This is a genomic window from Pseudomonas sp. LW8 (genome assembly GCF_041956865.1).
Taxonomy (GTDB): domain Bacteria; phylum Pseudomonadota; class Gammaproteobacteria; order Pseudomonadales; family Pseudomonadaceae; genus Aquipseudomonas; species Aquipseudomonas siliginis.
Window position 1 is genome coordinate 5,737,342 of the sequence record NZ_CP168138.1, and the last position, 19,092, is coordinate 5,756,433.

Sequence of the window (19,092 nt, forward strand, 5' to 3'; positions counted from 1 at the left end):
GCGCGAGAAAATCGACATCGAAAACGGGGTGTGATGTGGCAAGTCTTTGGCTGTTTATTCTGACGCTGGCTGTGGTTCTGCTACTGCCGGGACCGGACATGATCCTGCTATTGCAAACCGGTGCTCGGCAAGGTCGCGGTGCGGCGCTGGCCACCGCACTGGGCCTGGCCATCGCCCGCGCCTGTCACGTTGCCTTGGCGGCACTGGGGCTGGCGGCGCTGTTCAAAACGGCGCCGTGGACGTTTGACGTGGTGCGCATCGCTGGCGCGGCCTATCTGTTGTGGATCGGTATCCAGTGTTTGCGCACCTCGCTGGTACCGCGTCTGCAAAACCAAGAGCAGGCACCTGCTCCCGGCCAGTGGCGCGATGCGATCCGTCGCGGCTTGCTGACCAACCTGCTCAATCCCAAGGCGTTGCTGTTCTGCTCGGTGCTGCTGCCGCAATTCATCGTCAGTCACGGCGCGCCGGTGCTGAGCCAGTTTGCCGTGCTTGGCATGGTGCTGGTCGCCGTCGGTCTGCTGTTCGACAGCGTGGTTGCCCTGACTGGCGCGGCACTGGGCCGTTGGCTGCAACACAGTCCAACCGCCCAGCGCGTTCAGCAATGGTTGTTCGGCAGCCTGTTGATTGGCTTCGCCGTACGCCTGAGCTTCCTTCAGCAGACTTAAGCCTTGCGTACCTTGCGCTGACGACGGGTGATCAGCAGTAACGCGATGGCCGCGACTACGACGATCGCGCCGATCTGCACCGGCCACTTGTACGGCCGCAGCGTCCCACGCACGGCATCGGTCACTTGGGTAACGTAACGCTTGTCGGCATTTTCGAAGTCCGGGTACGGGCATTGATTGCCGAAGTCTTGCGCCCACGGCACATAAGGGCCTTCCTTGACGTAGCGCTGATACAACGCACTCTGGTCCTCAAGGCTGCTGTTCCAGCCGGCCGCGTTGCACAACACGGCGGCAAACGCCTGACTGGTGTGCGGCAGGTTATCGGCGGCGCGACTGGCCAGTGCCGTGGCGACGAAACGATAGTGATAACGCTGATCCGGTTGCGCGGCGCTGGCCTGTTGGCGCTGCACTTCCGCCGTGGAAATCAGCGGGCCGACATCCAGCTTCGTGCTCTCCAGCGTGTAATTGCCGCCGAAGGTGGCGTAATCAGGCGCCATCTCATAACCGAGGATGTCCATGCCCCACTCCCGGGCTGTCCACGCGGCGTTGTACAACGCACTGGCGCGTTTGCTCGGCCACCACGCCGACTCGGCCTTGAGCCGTTGCTCGCTATAGAGCCGGGCCTTGTGCTGCAGATCGTCACTGGCGAAATAACCGACCGCCTCCTCGTATCGCCCTTCTCGCAGCAAGCGCCGACCGAGCAGATTGCGCAGATTGGCGGCCACCGACAGCGGCACATAGTTGTCGCGCTCTTGCTGCGTCAATGGCGGCGGCGCCGGCACGTTCTCATCGACGTACCGCTTGAGCTCATCGACCGTCAGCACCCGCTCGGCAACGGTGGCGGCATCGAACCAGTAAAGGCTGTTGCTGCGATACAGCTGCACGAATGCTTGCAGGTATTCGCCGCGTTGCAGCGCGAGGATCGCGTTTTCGCCCTCGACCCGACATTTGGGCTGCACCGTTTCAAACGCCCAGTCCGGCGTGCGGCGATAGCCCCAGTCTTCATTCTGCGGAAAGGCCTGGGCGGCTTTGGCGTAGGCGGCGGCAGCGGCAGTCGTGTCGCCCTCACGCACTGCGAGTTTTGCCCGCAGCCACCAGGCCAGCCCGCCGTCCCCGGCGTTTACCAGAAAGGCCTTGGCAGACGCGTAGTCACCCTGTTGATAACTCATCGCCGCCAGTCGATCGGCATTGTCGAGGCTGCCACGGGTGCTGTTCTGCAACAGCGTTACCAATTTCTTTTCGTTGGCCGGCTGCTCGCCAAATGACCAGCCCTGGCGGCTGACCAGCGACGCCGTGACCAGTTGCTGCACCGCTGGCTGCTGCAGCAGTTTGGCCAGTTGAGATTCCGGCAACTCGGCCAGTTCGTTCATCAGTTGCTTGAGCGAGGTGTAACCGACGGCCGAACCGTGCAGGTTCTGTGCTTCGTACAGTTCGATGGCGCCGCTCCAGTCGCCCGCGCTGCGCAACGCCCGCGCCTCTTCACCGAGGCTGGCAACGCCCAGTTCCAGCGGATCGCTGAAGCCGTCGATGCTCAGTTGCCGGGCTTGGCGAAAGGCATCGCGCGCCTGCTCCAGCGCTTCGATGCGGTCGTGCGCCCCGTTGCTCATGGCGAAGGCGATGCGCCCCAGGGAATACGCCGCCCACGTGCTGCGCAACGGACGCTGGTCTGCCGGCAGGGCCAGCACCTTGTTGAAATACTCACTGGCCAATTGATGATCACCGGTGGCAAAGGCCACCGCGCCGGCGACGTACAAACGTATTTCCGCCGGCAGACTGGCGCCCTGCTCCTCGGCCTGACGCGCATCGCTGAGCCCGCGCAGTCGCTTGACCACGGCGTATTGCTCAGCGCTCAGGCCCACCTGCTCAGCCTGTTCGCGCGCCAGCTCTGACGCGTTGTCTTCGGCATAGTCGTTGGGGTTATGGGTCGCTGCGGTGACGTTTTTCAGCCCGGCAATGGTTTTACCCAGGCGACTGATTTCGAAGCTGAAGCTGCCCTCGGGCAAATCGGCCAAGGTCTGCGCGCGGTTGTCGAGCAGGCGCATCGGGAAGTCCGGGCCGCAGGCCAGCGCCGAACCCAGCGGCAGGCTGAGGCTCAGGCAGAGCAGATGGCGGGGCCAGTTACGGGTCAACATGCGAACCTCCTTGATCAATATGTGCACAACGCGCCCAACCGACAGCGCGCTGCCCGCCCGCCGGCAAGCGGCCGTCACGCAGGCGGGTGAAGGTAAGCAGATTGGCACTTTGTTGCAACGAGTAACCGGCGAGCGCATCAGCGCCTGCACAATCCTGCGCCTTGAGCGTAATTTGCGCGGGCCACGGGCTGTCGAGATTGCCGCGGTTATCGAGCAGGATGTCATAGAGTCCACCCTGCTCTTTGAATGACAAGCGCAACTGACTGTTCAGCCCATCGCCCCGCGCCACGGCGCGCAAAGTAGTCAGGCTCCAGGCGCGACGATCGTTGGTCAGCGGCAAGCGAAACCAGATCAACCCGGCCAGATGCTCAGGCGGATCCTCGCGCAAGGTTTTGGCCAATTGGCTTAGTTGCTGCGGATCGGCGAGCAATTCCCGGCGCTGCCCGCCGCGCTCCAGTTGCACTTCGCTTTCCACTACCGGCGCGCCACCATCATCGCTCAACAGCGCAACGCCGTAGGCCGGCAGCGCCAGATAGAACGGTTTGTCGCTGACATGTGCCCAGGCCTTGGCCCACTTCAACGCCTGCCTGGCGTCGAAAAGACCCAGTCGCGGATCGCTCACGGCGTGGACTTGCAGCACGCTGCTGTCGACGCTCTGCAACAGCGCCGGCAAGTGCGCGCTGTCGAGCCAGGCCGGCAGTGCGGTGATGCTCAAAGGCAACGATGGCGGCAAGGTCGCGCGCAGATCTTTGAGCAATTGGGCATACGCATGCAGCCGTGCTGTACCGGCGTCGTGATCGATCTCGACGCCGCTCAACGTGAGGCCCTGCGCCTGCCAATCGGCGATGACTTGCAGAATCTGCGCGGTGACCTGCTGCTGGTCCAGTGATTGCAGCTGACCATCAAGGCGAATCACTGCAATCAACGGCCGGCCATCGGCTCTCAACAAGGCTGGATCAACCCGCGCCCTGCTCCACCGCTCGCAGGGAAAGGCCTGCAATGCCAGTACGCGCAGCGTCGAGAAATCATCGCGACTGTCACGCAATGCCGGTTCATGCGCCGGTGTCCATTGGCGCTGCCAGACGTAGAGTTGCTGGTCGAGGGCCGGCGCGACGTGTTGCTCGCAACCTGCCAGCAAGACGCCAAGGAACAGACACACAATCAACCGCATACCTTGAAAATCCCTGAAACCACAGGGCTGCAAGGTTACACAAAAACCGTGTAGGAGCTGACGAGTGAAACGAGGCTGCGATCTTTTGATCTAGCTTCAAGACTCCAGATCAAAAGATCGCAGCGTGCCGTAGCGCCTACAGGGATGCCGCAGGCTTGCGCGCGATAATCACCTGACTCTTGGCCACCACCGCATCCAGCGCCTGCTTGATCTGCGCGCCGCGCGGGGAATCCAGCACCGCTTGCCAGGTATTGGCCCAGTGCTCGAGCATCGGGTGATCGGGGTTGCTGAGATCGACCTTGGCTTCCCAGAACAACATCATCCACATCGACCAGTAGAAGCCATATTTACTGTGGCTGATGATCTCCAGCCCGGCGTCGCTGACCATGGCCTTGAACTGGTCTTCGCTGATAATGCGTATGTGATTGGGTTTCTGGAAATACTCCGGCGCGGCGATGTCCTTTTGCAGGTCCTCGGAGCTGGGATGCGGCACGCTCAGCAGATACAAAGCGCCCGGCTTGCCGACACGCACCAGTTCGGCAAGAAACTGCGCGGGATCATCAACATGCTCGATCACCTCGGTGGAGACCACACGCGTCGCCGTTGCGTCGGCGATCGGTAGCGGGTTGCAGTCGGTAATGTGGCATTCGATGTCCCGGGCCGGCGTGTCGCTCAGACGCTGGCGGGTGGCCTCGACCTTGGCCCCATCGATATCGGCAAGAATGATCTTCGCTCCGCGCATACCGCAGAAGTGCACGTTGCCGCCATCACCGCAGCCGACATCAAGCAACGTATCGTCGGCACTCACAGGGAATCCCGTGTACAGCTCGTGGGTTGCCTGGTTGTACCAGCCGCTGAGCTTCGCATCGTAAAGGCCGAGCATGTACGGATCGACTTTATCGGCAACCGCAGCGACCGGTTCTGCCGAAGTTTGCGCAGGCGTTGTCGCCGAGAGTTTCTTCAAAAAGCTCAGCATGAGGTGGCTCCGGGTGAGGTAACTGCAGTTCGGGAGGTGTCGAGGCGCTTGACCAGTGCAGCACCGCGATTGCGCATCGGCATTTCGACCACGCGGTAGTTGAGTTCGCTGAGGAGCGCGATCAGGCCAAAGGCAATCAGCATCGTAATGATGGGATGTCCGGCGGGGCTCGGCAGGCCACTGCTCTGCAAGCGAAAGATCAGTTCACGCACCAATAGATACGCCGGAATGTGAATGAGGTAGATACCGTAGGAGCGGCTGCCGATCCATGCCAGCAACCGCTGCAAGCGTCCGGCAGGCATCAGGTAGTCACAGTTGTACGAGGCGATCCAGACCAGCAGCGCACTGAGCACGGCGATCGAACCGATCCGATAATTGGCCAGGGTAAAACGGTCGGTGGCCATGAAGCTCAACAGCGCTCCAATGACCATCAACGCTGAAATGCCAAGCCATGGTCGGCGCAAGAACGAGGGCTGCCAGCGCTGAAAACCCGGCTGCGCACTCCACATCGCCAACAGCACGCCAAGGGCCAGCGCATCGGTGCGTACTACCATCAGCAAAGGCGTGCGCACAGTCAGAATCTGCACCGCCACCAGCGCCAGCAATGCCCAGACCAGGTGTCGGCGAAACAACAGGATCAGCAACGGAAAGAGCAGGTAGAACTGCTCCTCCAGCGCCAGGCTCCAGTAGACGAAACTGCTGCCGTATTCGTATTGGAAAAAGCTGTCGGCGAAGCGGAAATTGGCGTATTGCAGTACCCCGGCCAAGGTCGCCTGAAGATTGGCGGATAGCGTGCCGAACGCACCGGATCGATTGAAAAACACACAGGCCAGCAGGATCACCGCCAGCCATAACCAGGCCGAAGGCAACAGGCGAAAAGCCCGGCGCAGCCAGAAATGGCGCACCTGTTGCCAGCGCTCCTGGCCCGTCGTGCAGCCTTGCAGCACCGGGATCAAGCTGCGGGCGATGACAAAACCGGAGATCGCAAAAAACAGGTCGACGCCCCACCACGTCTGCGCCCATTCGTGGATCCGGGCAAGCGACGGCACCGGGTCAGTGAACAGATTGTCCGGCAAATGGTGGAACAACACCGCGAGCACCGCGACCGCACGCAGGACTTCAACGTCCATGATGCGCTTGGCGTTCATGCTTGGGGGGCTTCCAAGGCAGCCGCACGATGCTCGAACAACTGCGTCAGAAACCCTCGCAAACGCTGTTCAGCCACAGTCTGGCTGCAGAACGCCTGCAAACTTACGACCGCCTGCGCCGACATCTCGGCATAGCGCTGCGGCTGGTTTTTCGCGACGTCGTAACTGGCCCGATAGGCCTCGCACAATGAGCTCCAGTTGGTCACGTAACGCAGGGTTCGGAAGGCTTTGCGCGGGTCGTGGGGCCAGGCTGTCAGCTCGTCGGTGGACTCGATGAGAAAGGCATTTTCCGTGCTCAGGTAATCGATCATCGCCGTGGTACGCGGCGCCACCGCCGGCTTGCCGCAGGACATGAATTCCATCAGCGGCAGACACTGACCTTCGCCGTAGGAGGTGTTGACCACGTACCGCGTGGCCTGCACCAGTTGCTCGTAGTCCGGATCGGCGAGGTAACCGTAGATCAGAACGATGCGGCAACGGTAAGACTGGTTTTTGTACAAATGATGGAGGATATCGCTGAGCGCTTCTTCGGCGTCGTGGTGAGTGAGCTTGAGCACCAGCGTCGCGTCTTCGAGATCGCGAAAACTAACGCAAAAAGCGCTGAGCATGTCTTCCCAGTTCTTGCGCCCGTCACCGGGATTGAACACCGAGGTATAAACCACTCCGTCAAGCACCAGCGTCTGCTCGGAGGCCGGCGCGGCGAAGTCGATGCCGTCGCCGCTGCGCAGGTGCGCCGGCCCGAATGCATTCAGATTGAGGTTGCGGCTGTCCGCGACCAGCCCTTTGATCGTCAGGCTGTAGGCGGCGGCCAGGGCTTGCTCGGGCATTTTCGCGCCACGGGCAGCAAAGCGGTCCCAGACCGGCGCCGGCACCGCGACGATCGGGTACTCGGCACCCATCGCCTCGTGCACGGCATTGACCGTGTAGCTGGAATGGGTGATCGCTGCGCCACAGGCATGCAAGACGCTACGCCAGTCATTGCGCGGCTCGCCCGCAAAGGCTTCATTGGGGATCGTGCTGAACTCCCACGCAAACACCGGCAGCGTCGGACAGGCCAGGTGAACGGGAGTGCGATGCGGCGGCGAGAACGACAGAAACACGCAAGGCTCGCCACGGCTCAGACACTCCAGATACAGAGCATCGACTTCTGTCTGCGGATCGGCCACTTCCACGACCCGACCGATGCGTTCGAGCACCGGACGATACTCCTTGAGCACGAAGTAATAGCTGTACTCCGAACGCCCGAGGTTCTGCGCAATGGTGTGCCGGTTGGTTTCCGAATGAATGATGATCAGCATGAGGCGTTATCCGTCACAGGCGCAGCATCGGTGGGGCCTGCTGTCAGCGCAAAGAACTCCGCGAGCCGTTTGCGCACCGGCGCGAAGGCGCAGTATTGCTGCATGCGCGCGACGGCGGCGGCAGACATCCGCTGATACTCCTGCGGCTGGGCCTTGGCCATTCGATAGCTGTTTTCGTAGGCGTTTTTCAGCGAGCCCCAGTCGGGGCGGTGCCGCAGCGTGCGGTAGATGATCCGCGTGTCCTGCGGCCAGATCGTCAGCTCTTCACTGGACCTGACCACGAACGCCACCGAGTCATCGATGTAATCTTCCATCGCCGTGTGATCGGGGGCGATCACCGGTTTACCGCTGGACATGAACTCCATCAAGGGCAGGCACAGCCCTTCGCAGCGTGACGCGTTGACGTAGAAACTGGCCGCCTGATAGAGCCTGGCGTACTGCGCGTCGTCGAGGTAACCGTGCATCACCACGACCCGACAGGCGAACGGTGTGAGTTGCGCCAGCAGGGTCATCAACTCGCTGTAATAGGACGCCAGATCATTCTGGGTGATCTTGAGCACCAGCGTCGCGTCGGGCGTTTCGCGGAAGGCCCAGCAGAATGCGCTGATCAGTCGATGCCAGTTCTTGCGGCCATCCTTGGGATTGAATACCGAGACGTACACCACACCCTCGACTGTGGTTTCGACCACCGATGAGGTGTCCGGCAGATCGAGTGGCGCCGGTTCGATCACGGGCACCGGCGCAGCGCCGCACACCTCAGGCCAACGCTGTTGCAGCCAGCCATGCAAAGCGTCCGGCAGCAGATCGCGAATGCCCTCCCAGTACCAGTTGTGCAGAAATTTCACCCGCGGCATCGGTTCCGCCTGTTCGCGTCCCAAGTCCAGTGCCCACAGGCGCAGATAATGTCGAGCAATGACCAGTCGGCGTTTGAACGTCAACGGTGGCGGGCGCGCGGCTTCAATTGCTGCGGCCAGTGCAGCCTGCTCTTCAGGGCTGATTGGCGTTGGGATCAGCGCATCGGCTGACAGGCCGAGGGTGCGCGAATCGAAAATACAGCCCTTGATCGCCAGTGCAGTCCTGGGATTGACCGGCATGGGTTGGTGTTGCTGACGAATCGTTGCGAAGCTGTCCCACAACGGCGTCGGCAAAACCAGCACCGGGAACGCTTCGCCCATGGCGCGGCGGATGGCCGTTGCCGTGTGGCTCGACAGAGTGATGACCCGGCCGTGGCGTGCGAGCATGCGTGTCCAGTCCTGACGCGGATCGTCGTCCCACTGTTCATCGGGGATCGAATCGAACTCCCAGGCCACCACGCAAATCGTCGGGCATTCCAGATCAACCGGGGTCTTCTGCGGTGGGGTGAAGGACAGGAACACAGTGTCTTCACCTGCGGCGAGCAATTGCCGGTAAATCACATCGACGTCGGCGACAGATCCGGCCACGTGCACGCGCCCCAGGCTTTCCAGCACCGGGCGATAGGCTTTGAGGACAAAGTAATAGCTGTATTCCGGACGCCCCAGACTGGCACTGATGGAGCTGTCGTTGACGTCCGAGTAGAGAATGAAATTCATGGCATCCCACGATGAAGCGCCATCCCGGCGACTTCATGCTATGACGGCCGCGCGTCGGATCGGGTCGGCAGGGCCGGCACTCGTCCGTCATCATCGGGCACGTCTCTGTTCTTGTTTTAGTGGTCAGTTTCACCCCGCGTCGCGGCGTCCGGAAAACAATCGGCCAACTCGCGACGAAGGCCATTCTAAACACATCCATCGCGAGTCCGGGAACCGCCGGGCGAGAATAAATCGGACTATGCTGACGAGAACTGACCAGTCACGGTTTGCCCGGTTGAAATTGCCGAGCAATTGGCACAGATTGGCAACCAAACAACTACAACAACGGCTTCGCCTGCTGTTTGCGCGGATATTCCCCGCTGTATTTCAGACTTATCCCAAAAGCATCCGGGAAAGCGGCGCGAGTCATGACCAAGGGGTCGCTGTTTGAAAAAACGTCTGTTCGTCACGGGCCTCAGCGGCTTCGTGGGACAACACATTCAGTCTCGTCTGGCGTCGCCGGGCTCGTCGTGGGCGCTGCTGCCTGCCGCATCGGCCTACGACCTTACGAACGCCGACAGCCTCATCGACCTTTGGCCCGAGATGCCGGATGCAGTCATTCATCTGGCCGGACAGACCTTCGTGCCGGAAGCCTTTCGTGACCCGGCCCGCACCCTCGACATCAATCTCTTCGGCACCCTCAATCTGTTGCAGGCGCTCAAGGCTCGCGGCTTTGCCGGGACGTTTTTGTACGTCAGCTCCGGCGACGTTTACGGGCAAGTCGGCGAGCAGCACCTGCCGATCACCGAGCAACAACCACCGCTGCCACGCAATCCGTACGCGGTAAGCAAACTTTCAGCGGAGTTCCTCAGCTTGCAATGGGGCCTGAGTGAAGGCTGGCCAGTGCTGGTCGCACGCCCGTTCAACCACATCGGCACCGGGCAAAAAGACAGCTTCGTGATCGCCAGCGCAGCCCGGCAGATCTGCCGTATCAGACAGGGTCTGCAAGCGCCGCGATTGCAAGTCGGCGATATCGACGTGACACGGGATTTTCTTGATGTCGGCGACGTGATCGCAGCGTATTTCGCATTGCTGGAAAACGGCACACCGGGGCAGGTCTACAACATCTGCTCGGGCCGCGAGCAAAGCATTCGCAGCCTGATCGAGCAATTGGCCGATCTGGCCGAAGTCGACGTTGAACTGGTGCCGGATCCGGCGCGCATGCGTCGCGCCGACCAGCGCCGCGTCTGCGGCAGCCACGCAAAACTGGCCAAAGCCACAGGATGGGCGCCAGCCACCACCACACAACAATCCCTGCGGGCGATCCTGTCCGACTGGGAGATGCGAGTACGACAAGAATGACAAAAAGTGCACTGATTACCGGGATTACGGGCCAGGACGGCGCCTATCTGGCCAAACTGCTGCTGGACAAGGGTTACAAGGTTCACGGCCTCGTTGCTCGACGCAGCAGCGATTCACGCTGGCGCCTGCGCGAGATGGGTGTCGAAGCCGACATTGTCTACCTCGACGGCGACATGGCCGATGCCTGCTCGGTGCAGCGTGCGGTAATCAAATCGGCACCGGACGAAGTCTACAACCTCGCCGCACAGAGTTTTGTCGCCGCCTCCTGGGATCAACCGGTCACCACCGGCATCGTCGATGGATTGGGCGTGACACACCTGCTCGAAGCGATCCGTCAGTTCAGTCCGCACACGCGTTTTTATCAGGCCTCGACCAGCGAAATGTTCGGCCTGATCCAGGCTGAGCAACAGGACGAGAACACGCCATTCTACCCGCGCAGCCCTTACGGCGTAGCCAAGCTCTACGGCCACTGGATCACCGTCAACTACCGCGAAAGCTTCAACCTGCACGCCAGCAGCGGCATCCTCTTCAACCATGAATCACCGCTGCGCGGCATCGAATTCGTTACCCGCAAAGTCACTGACGCTGCCGCGCGCATCAAGCAGGGCAAACAGCACGAGTTGGCTCTTGGCAACATTGACGCCAAGCGCGATTGGGGCTTTGCCGGCGATTACGTCGAGGCCATGTGGTTGATGCTGCAACAGGACAAACCCGACGATTTTGTGGTCGCCACGGGCGTCACCACCACCGTGCGCGAAATGTGCCGCATTGCCTTCGATCACGTCGGCCTTAACTACCGTGACTACGTGAAGATCGACCCGGCGTTTTTCCGCCCGGCCGAAGTCGAAGTGCTGCTCGGCAACCCGGCCAAGGCCCAGCGTGTGCTGGGCTGGAAACCGAAAACCGACCTGGATACCTTGATCCGCATGATGATGGATGCGGACATGAAACGCGTCGCCAAGGAGTAGGCCATGCTGATTCCGGTGATTCTGTCCGGCGGTGCCGGCACCCGTTTGTGGCCGGTGTCCCGCGAGGGCCACCCCAAGCCGTTCATGGCCCTGCCCGACGGCCAGTCGCTGCTGGGCAAGACCTACCAACGTGCGGCGGCGTTGCTGGACGGCTGGGGCGACATCGTCACGGTGACCAACCGCGAGTATTACTTCCAGAGCAAGGATCACTACTGCGCGGCGCATGTGTCGCGCCATCGCGGGCACTTTCTGCTGGAGCCGAGCGGGCGCAATACCGCACCGGCGATCGCAGCGGCAGCACTGTCATTGCAGGCGCTGCATGGTGACGACGCGGTCATGGTAGTGATGCCGGCCGATCACTTGATCGTCAATCAGGACGCCCTGAAGAGTGCGGTCGAGCACGCAGTGAATCTGGCGAAGGACGGTTATCTGGTGACCTTCGGCGTGGTTCCGACCGCCCCGGAAACCGGCTTCGGTTATATCGAAACCGGTGCGCCGCTGGACGCCAGAGGCGCGGCCAAGGTGCAGCGTTTCGTCGAGAAACCCGACCTGCATACCGCCACGCATTACCTGGAGAGCGGCAACTTCCTGTGGAATTCGGGGATGTTCTGCTTCACCACCGCGACGCTCATTGCCGAACTGCAACTGCACGCACCCGAGTTGCTGGAACAGACCCGCGCCTGCATGGCCGTCAGCGCACCGGTCGAAACGGTCGGCTGCCTGCAACAGGAGCTGTCACCGACGCTGTTTGCCGAAATCACCGACATCTCCATCGACTACGCGCTGATGGAGCGCTCGGAAAAAGTAGTGGTGGTACCTGCCGGTTTCGACTGGAGCGACATCGGTTCGTGGAGCGCGGTCGCCGCGCTGATTCCCGCCGATGCCGACAACAACCGCGCCAGCGGCGAAGCGATCTTCATCGACAGCCACAACAACTTCGTGCAGAGCGAAGGCCGGCTGGTGGCGACTGTCGGGGTGGATAATCTCATCGTTGTAGATACTGCCGATGCGGTGCTGGTGGCCCATGCCGACCGTGCGCAGGATGTACGCCGCGTGGCGAAGCAACTCAAGGACAAGTCCCACGAAGCCTATCGCCTGCATCGTACGGTCAGCCGTCCGTGGGGCACCTACACCGTTCTGGAGGAAGGCCCGCGTTTCAAGATCAAGCGCATCGTGGTCAAACCCGGTGGCAAGTTGTCGTTGCAGATGCACCATCACCGCAACGAGCACTGGGTGGTGGTCGAAGGCATGGCCAAGGTCACCAACAACGGTTCCGGCACGACCCTGGTCGCCAAGAATGAATCAACGTTCATCGCCGCCGGCCACAAGCATCGCCTGGAGAACCCCGGGGTGATCGATCTGGTCATCATTGAAGTGCAAAGCGGCGAATATCTGGGCGAGGACGATATCGTTCGCTTCGAAGATCAATATGGCAGGACGGTCTGAATGCTGCTTTCCCTGTACCGCTCGCTGCACAGCTACCGTGGATTCATCCTCGGCAGCGTGCAGCGCGAGTTTCAAGCGCGTTATCGCAATTCGCTGTTCGGCGCGCTATGGCCGATTTTCAATCCGCTGTCGATGATCATTGTCTACACGGTGATCTTTTCCCAGATCATGCGCGCACGTTTACCGGGTGTGGACGACAGCATGGCCTACAGCGTCTACCTGTGCGCTGGTCTGCTGGCCTGGGGACTGTTTTCCGAAATAACCCTGCGCAGTCAGAACATGTTTCTGGAAAACGCCAATCTGCTGAAGAAAATCAGTTTCCCGAGGATCTGCCTGCCGGTGATCGTGCTAATCAACGCCGGGATCAATTTCGCCATCATCATCAGCCTGTTTCTCGGATTTCTGCTGATCACCGGGCGCTGGCCAGGGATGGCTCTGCTGGCGCTGATTCCGCTGATTGCTCTGCAAATGATGTTCTGCGCCGGGCTGGGTATGGTCCTTGGCGTGTTGAACGTGTTCTTTCGCGATGTCGGCCAGTTGTTCGGCATCTGCCTGCAGTTCTGGTTCTGGCTGACACCGATCGTCTACCCGATCACGATTCTGCCGGAATGGGTGCAGCGCCTGCTGCAACTCAACCCGCTGACCAACCTGTTCAGCAGTTATCAGAACCTGTTTCTCTACGGTCAGTGGCCGGTATGGAGTTCGCTGCTGCCGGTTTTCATTACTGGCGTGGTGTTCTGTCTGATCGGTCTGCGGCTGTTTCGCCAGCGCGTCGGCGAAATGGTGGATGAACTCTGATGGGACATATTCGCGTCACCGGCCTGGGCAAGGCCTATAAGCAATACCCAAACCGCTGGGCACGGCTGGCCGAGTGGCTGATTCCGTTTTCGCCGCTTCGGCATCAACAGCACTGGGTACTGCAAGATGTCGAATTCGAGATTGCTCCGGGTGAAGCGGTGGGTATCGTCGGCGCCAACGGAGCAGGCAAAAGCACCTTGCTGAAAATGATCACCGGCACCACTCAACCCACCCAAGGCAAGATTGAATTGCAAGGGCGCGTCGCAGCGCTGCTCGAGCTGGGCATGGGTTTCCATCCGGACTTTACCGGTCGGCAGAACGCAATCATGGCGGGTCAGTTACTGGGCATGCAGCTTGAAGAAATCCAGGCCCTGATGCCCGATATCGAGCACTTCGCTGAAATTGGCGATGCGATCGACCACCCGGTCCGCACTTATTCCAGTGGCATGCAGATGCGCCTGGCGTTCAGTGTCGCCACCGCCCGGCGCCCGGACATCCTGATCGTCGACGAAGCGCTGTCGGTGGGTGATGCCTATTTCCAGCACAAGAGCTTCGAACGCATCCGCAGCTTTCGCAAATCCGGCACGACGTTATTGATCGTGTCCCATGATCGCTTCGCGATTCAGTCGATTTGCGACTCGGCGATCCTGCTCAAGGATGGGCGCGTGGCCATGCGCGGCAAACCGGAGCCGGTTCTCGATTATTACAATGCGCTGATGGCCGAACGTGAGGGTCAGGTAGTACGCCAGGAAACGCTCGCCGGCGGCGAGGTGCAAACGGTCTCCGGCACCGGCGAGGCGGCGATTCTGAGCGTACGCCTGCTCGATGAAAACCAGCGCAGCATTGAGGCTGTCGAAGTCGGCCAACCGGTGGTGCTCGAAGTGCAGGTCGAAGTGCGCAAGGACATCGAACGGCTGGTGCTGGGCTTCATTCTCAAGGATCGCCTCGGCCAGATGATGTACGGCATCAACACCCACCGGCTGAACAAGGCATTGACCGATCTGCGCGCCGGTGAACGCTTCACCTATCGCTTCGCCTTCATCATGGGCCTGGGCAAAGGCAACTATTCGGTGTCGCTGAGCCTGTCGCGTCTGGACTCACATCTGGATCGCAATTTCGAGTGGCGTGACTACGGGATGGTGTTCCAGGTGATCAACAGCCGTCGGGAAGACTTCGTCGGCTGTACCTGGCTGGACGCTAAAACCACCATCAGCCGCGACACCGAGGCCCGGCCTGTCGAGCGTGCGCCATGACCCGCCTCTTGGTTGAATGCACTCACGTATTCAAACACCCCAAGATCAATTCGGGGATCCAGCGCGTGGTGCGCAACGTCATCAAGCAGCTGCCCGCCAGCGCTGACGGCGTCGAGTGCATGCCGGTGGTGGTGATCAATCGCCAGCTCTACCGCGTGCTGCAACTGGCGCCACTCGATACACCGTTCTGGAACAGCCTCGAAACCTTCGGTGAACGCCTGGAGCGCCTCGCCCATCGTTTCTGGCAGTGGCATCAGCGCCGCGATGCGCTATGCACTTCGAAACTGGCGCGGCGGCTCCTTTACGCCAGCTATCGGTTGACCCAGTTTGCCGTGCTCGGCCTGCCGATTCGGCTCGTCAGACGGATCAATCGCAGGCAGCTGCTTAAACGTTGCTCGCCGCTTCAACACCACCCGGGCGATCAACTGGTGCTGCTGGATTCATCCTGGCACTCGGACTTTTTCGCCCATGTCGAGCAGCTCAAACGCGACGGCGTCGGCATGATCGCGGTGATCTACGACCTTATTCCGCTGACGCATCCGCAGTTTTACGACACGCGGCTGGTCGAAGTTTTCAATGAGTGGTTCGACTGGATCACCCGCACGGCCGATGGCTACATGGCGATTTCCGCCACAGTGCGTGATCAGGTGCGTGGTGAATTGCAACGCAGAGTCGGTGCCGAGCAGACTGAAAAGCGCTGGTTCGATTACTTTTATCTGGGGTCCGAGCTCGATCTGCAGCACAGCGAAGCCACGGTCGAACCGCGCCTGAGTGACCTGTTCACTGCGACCGAAGCGGTTTTTCTGATGGTCAGCACCATCGAGCCGCGCAAGAACCATGGGTACCTGCTCGACGCCTTCGAACTCGCCTGGGCTGCCGGTTCGACCGCACGCTTGTGCATCGCCGGGCGTATCGGCTGGAAATGCGAGGCGCTGCTTGAGCGAATCCGCAATCATCCGGAACTGAATCGGCGCCTGTTCATGTTCAATGACCTGAGCGACACCAGCCTCGAATACGCCTATGCGCAGGCCAGCGCGTTGGTGTTTCCTTCGTTTGTCGAAGGCTTCGGCCTGCCACTGGTAGAAGCCATGCAGCGCGGTTTGCCAGCGATGGGCAGCGACGTCGCGGTATTCCGCGAAATCGGTGGCGAGTTCATGGCGTATTTCGATCTGCTGGATCCACAAAGCCTTGCCGATCTGATCGAAACCTATCAGCGCAGCGGACAGTTTCCCGCCGCCCGCGACGTCGCTGACTGGCGCTGGATCGGCTGGCGCGAGGCCAGTGAGCAGTTGGCGACACGCAGCCTTGCCCATGTTCAGCAGGCCCTGCGCGTGCAAGCGAGGCCGCATGCGCATTGCTCTTAACGCCCGCATCCTGCAAGCGCCGCGCACCGGCATTGGCCACTACGTCGCCGAACTGGTCAACGCCTTGCGCAGCGAACCCGATGTGGACGTAAGCCTGTTTCACGGATGGGGCTGGAGTTCGGCCCTGCCGGACGCGGCCATGCCCGGCTACTCGCGCATGACGCCATTGCTGCGAAAAATTCCCGGGGCCTATCAGGCACGCCGCTGGCTGGAGCAGAAACGTTTCGATCAGGTGCGTGCACAAAAGATTGATCTTTATCACGAGCCAAGCCTGTGGCCGCTGGCCTTCGACGGCCCGACCGTGATCACCCTGCATGATCTGACGCACCTGCATTTTCCAGAAACCCAGCCACCTGCACGTTTGAGGGAAATCGAACGTCGTCTGGCCGCCGGCGTGGAGCAGGCGCGGGTCATTCTGACCGATTCGCAGGCGATCGCTGACGAGGCGCAGGCCTACTTTAATCTCCCTGCACAGCAATTCGTTGTGGCGCCGTTGGGTGTGTCCGAGCGCTTCCGTCCCCGGCCACTTGAGGAAATCGACAGTGTGCTCAAGGCTCACGCCGTCCAGGCACGGGAATATTTCCTCTGTGTCGGCACCCTGGAGCCGCGCAAGAACCTGAGCCTGGCGTTGCAGGCCCACGCCCTGCTGCCAGACGCCGTGCGCCAGCGCTTTCCCTTGTTGATTGCAGGCATGGCCGGATGGCAGCGCGAGCAGTTCAGCGAGCCACTGCGCCAGGCATTGGCCAGCGGCCACGTGTGCCTGCTCGGCTATCTGCCCGATGAGCAATTGGCGCAACTGCTGGCCGGCGCCCGGGCGCTGATATTTCCGTCGTTGTATGAGGGCTTTGGCTTGCCGGTGCTGGAAGCCATGGCCAGTGGCACACCGGTGGTGACCACCCGTTCTTCAGCGATGCCGGAAGTGGCTGGCGCGGCTGGCAACTATATTGAAGCGGACGATGCCGAGGGTCTGCGTGATGCAATGGGCCGGCTGATCGACGACTCGCTGCATTGGCAGGCCTGCCGCGAAGCGGGATTGCAGCAGGCGGCACTTTTTTCCTGGCAACGTTGTGCACAGGCTACGGCTGGTGCCTACCGCCAGGCCATGGGAGGTTGAATGCGCGTTCTTCATTTCTTCAAGACGTACCTGCCCGATTCGGTCGGCGGCATCGAACAAGTCATCTTTCAGTTGTGCGAAAGCGGCGCTCAGCATGGCATCGATGGGCAAGTGCTGACCCTCAGCACCAATCCGACACCGCCCGTGGTGCAACTGGGTCAGCACGAAGTACATCGGGCGAAGCTGGATGTCCAGTTCGCCTCCACTGGCTTTTCCTGGAGTGTGTTCAAGCAGTTCCGTGAGCTGGCCGCCGAAGCCGACGTGATCAACTATCACTTCCCCTGGCCGTTCATGGACCTGGTGCATTTCGCCAGCGCCGTGAACAAGCCGAGCGTGGTCACCTATCACTCGGACATCATTCGCCAGAAGCATCTGCTCAAGCTCTATCGGCCACTGATGAATCGCTTCCTCGCCAGCGCCGACCGCATCGTTGCTGCATCGCCGAACTATCTGCACACCAGCGATGTGCTGCAGCAGTTTCAGGACAAGACCCGCGTTATCCCCTACGGCCTGAATAAAGCAGGTTATCCACAGCCCGATACCGAACGCATGAACCGCTGGCGCCAACAGCTTGGGGATAAGTTTTTTCTGTTCGTCGGGGTGATGCGTTATTACAAGGGCCTGCACATCCTGCTCGACGCGCTCAAAGACATCGATTATCCCGTGGTGATTGTCGGTGCCGGTCCGCTGGAGCAGGAACTGCATGCACAGGCCGCCGCGCTGGGCCTGCGCAATATTCATTTCCTCGGCCGTCTGAGTGACCAGGACAAAGTGGCGTTGCTGCAATTGAGTTACGCGATCGTATTTCCTTCGCACCTGCGCTCCGAGGCTTTCGGGATTTCGTTGCTCGAAGGCGCGATGTACGGTAAACCGATGATCTCCAGCGAAATCGGCACCGGCACCAGTTTCATCAATATCCACAACGAAACCGGACTGGTGGTGCCGCCGAGCAATCCACAGGCCTTTCGGGAAGCCATGCGTACGCTATGGGACAACCCTGAGCGTGCCGCCGAGATGGGCGTCAAAGCGGAAGCGCGCTATCGGCAGTTATTCACTGCCGATGAAATGGGCCGCAAGTGGACAGAGCTGTATCAGGAACTGCTGGCTGAAAAGGCTCTGTCCTACGCTTGAGTGGAGGTCACGCGGTTTTCTGCAACCCGGCCACCGTGCGCGGCATTGCGACAAAACCCGGCAACGCTTCGACTCGTGCCAGCCAGGCGCGAACGTTGGCGTAGTCGTCCAGCGAGACATTGCCCTCCGGGGCATGCGCAATGTAGCTGTAGGCAGACACGTCAGCGATGGTCGGCTCTTCGCCCGCCAGATACGCTGTTTTGCCCAGTTCCAGCTCCATGACCTTGAGCAGATTGTGCGCACGGCCAATGACTTCCTCGGCATTCAGTTGCGCACCAAACACCGTGATCAGGCGTGCCGCCGCCGGGCCAAAGGCAATCGGTCCCGCCGCTGCCGACAACCAGCGCTGCACATGCGCTGCGCCCACCGGGTCGGCCGGCAGCCAGCGTCCGTTGCCATATTTCTGCGCCAGATAAACCAGAATCGCGTTGGAATCGGCCAGCACCACGCCGTTGTCATCAATCGCCGGCACTTGGCCAAAGCTGTTGATCGCCAGGTACTGCGGCTGCTTGTGCTCACCTTTGGCCAGATCGACGAAGATCAGCTCGGTCGGCAGTTGCAGCAGCGACAGCATCAACTCGACGCGGTGGGCGTGACCGGAACGTGGGAAGTTGTAGAGTTTGATCGCTTGCATGGTCGACTCCGCTGAAAAATGACGTCGCTACGGGAATGAGCGCGCCGATGGAGTCATCATCTATGGGTTGCCGGAACAACAG

General features: G+C 60.8%; 16 protein-coding genes. 9 read left to right on the forward strand and 7 right to left on the reverse strand.

All coding sequences use genetic code 11. From position 1 onward, the window contains the following. Positions 1–35 precede the first annotated feature (35 nt). A complete protein-coding gene (locus AB9L16_RS26065) occupies positions 36–665 on the forward strand; it encodes a LysE family translocator (RefSeq protein WP_375122907.1) in 630 nt (209 codons plus the stop codon). Here AB9L16_RS26065 and AB9L16_RS26070 read toward each other — a convergent pair. From AB9L16_RS26070 to AB9L16_RS26095, 6 genes are all read right to left on the reverse strand, one after another. Beyond that, positions 662–2,797, reverse strand: coding sequence for a hypothetical protein (locus AB9L16_RS26070; RefSeq protein ID WP_375122908.1), 2,136 nt, complete (start codon positions 2,795–2,797; stop codon positions 662–664). The two genes, AB9L16_RS26065 and AB9L16_RS26070, sit on opposite strands and share 4 nt — an antisense overlap. Then, on the reverse strand, positions 2,784–3,968 hold the full coding sequence (locus tag AB9L16_RS26075; RefSeq protein WP_375122909.1) for a DUF3142 domain-containing protein: 1,185 nt from the start codon (positions 3,966–3,968) through the stop codon (positions 2,784–2,786). The genes AB9L16_RS26070 and AB9L16_RS26075 overlap by 14 nt, the downstream gene beginning before the upstream one ends. Before the next feature lie 136 nt (positions 3,969–4,104). Next, the gene (locus tag AB9L16_RS26080) at positions 4,105–4,944 is read right to left on the reverse strand and encodes a class I SAM-dependent methyltransferase (protein ID WP_375122910.1); all 840 of its coding nucleotides are present in this window, start codon (positions 4,942–4,944) and stop codon (positions 4,105–4,107) included. Continuing rightward, the gene (locus tag AB9L16_RS26085) at positions 4,938–6,092 is read right to left on the reverse strand and encodes an acyltransferase (protein WP_310218618.1); all 1,155 of its coding nucleotides are present in this window, start codon (positions 6,090–6,092) and stop codon (positions 4,938–4,940) included. Before AB9L16_RS26085 ends, AB9L16_RS26080 begins: the two co-directional genes overlap by 7 nt. After that, positions 6,089–7,390 carry a glycosyltransferase gene (locus AB9L16_RS26090; protein ID WP_375122911.1) on the reverse strand — a complete coding sequence of 434 codons (1,302 nt, stop codon included), beginning with the start codon at positions 7,388–7,390 and terminating at the stop codon, positions 6,089–6,091. Before AB9L16_RS26090 ends, AB9L16_RS26085 begins: the two co-directional genes overlap by 4 nt. Continuing rightward, entirely contained in the window at positions 7,384–8,961 is a 1,578-nt protein-coding gene (locus AB9L16_RS26095) for a glycosyltransferase (protein ID WP_375122912.1), read from the reverse strand. Before AB9L16_RS26095 ends, AB9L16_RS26090 begins: the two co-directional genes overlap by 7 nt. Positions 8,962–9,387: 426 nt before the next feature. On the opposite strand from AB9L16_RS26095, the gene AB9L16_RS26100 reads away from it, so the two are divergent. The 8 genes from AB9L16_RS26100 to AB9L16_RS26135 are packed head-to-tail and all read left to right on the forward strand — an operon-like array spanning position 9,388 to position 18,376. After that, positions 9,388–10,302 carry a GDP-mannose 4,6-dehydratase gene (locus AB9L16_RS26100; RefSeq protein ID WP_375122913.1) on the forward strand — a complete coding sequence of 305 codons (915 nt, stop codon included), beginning with the start codon at positions 9,388–9,390 and terminating at the stop codon, positions 10,300–10,302. Then, on the forward strand, positions 10,299–11,270 hold the full coding sequence (gene gmd, locus AB9L16_RS26105) for a GDP-mannose 4,6-dehydratase (protein WP_105704732.1): 972 nt from the start codon (positions 10,299–10,301) through the stop codon (positions 11,268–11,270). The genes AB9L16_RS26100 and gmd overlap by 4 nt, the downstream gene beginning before the upstream one ends. 3 nt (positions 11,271–11,273) lie before the next feature. Then, a complete protein-coding gene (locus tag AB9L16_RS26110; RefSeq protein ID WP_375122915.1) occupies positions 11,274–12,716 on the forward strand; it encodes a mannose-1-phosphate guanylyltransferase/mannose-6-phosphate isomerase in 1,443 nt (480 codons plus the stop codon). After that, on the forward strand, positions 12,717–13,514 hold the full coding sequence (locus AB9L16_RS26115) for an ABC transporter permease (protein ID WP_056791068.1): 798 nt from the start codon (positions 12,717–12,719) through the stop codon (positions 13,512–13,514). Continuing rightward, positions 13,514–14,767 carry an ABC transporter ATP-binding protein gene (locus tag AB9L16_RS26120; RefSeq protein ID WP_056791071.1) on the forward strand — a complete coding sequence of 418 codons (1,254 nt, stop codon included), beginning with the start codon at positions 13,514–13,516 and terminating at the stop codon, positions 14,765–14,767. Before AB9L16_RS26115 ends, AB9L16_RS26120 begins: the two co-directional genes overlap by 1 nt. Then, the gene (locus AB9L16_RS26125) at positions 14,764–16,131 is read left to right on the forward strand and encodes a glycosyltransferase family 4 protein (protein ID WP_375122916.1); all 1,368 of its coding nucleotides are present in this window, start codon (positions 14,764–14,766) and stop codon (positions 16,129–16,131) included. Before AB9L16_RS26120 ends, AB9L16_RS26125 begins: the two co-directional genes overlap by 4 nt. Then, complete coding sequence (locus AB9L16_RS26130) at positions 16,115–17,245, forward strand: glycosyltransferase family 1 protein (protein ID WP_150637253.1); 1,131 nt, start codon at positions 16,115–16,117, stop codon at positions 17,243–17,245. Before AB9L16_RS26125 ends, AB9L16_RS26130 begins: the two co-directional genes overlap by 17 nt. Then, a complete protein-coding gene (locus AB9L16_RS26135) occupies positions 17,246–18,376 on the forward strand; it encodes a glycosyltransferase family 4 protein (protein ID WP_150637255.1) in 1,131 nt (376 codons plus the stop codon). 7 nt (positions 18,377–18,383) lie between these two features. On the opposite strand, the gene AB9L16_RS26140 is transcribed toward AB9L16_RS26135, so the two are convergent. Then, the gene (locus AB9L16_RS26140) at positions 18,384–19,010 is read right to left on the reverse strand and encodes a glutathione S-transferase family protein (protein WP_236167828.1); all 627 of its coding nucleotides are present in this window, start codon (positions 19,008–19,010) and stop codon (positions 18,384–18,386) included. Positions 19,011–19,092 lie beyond the last annotated feature (82 nt).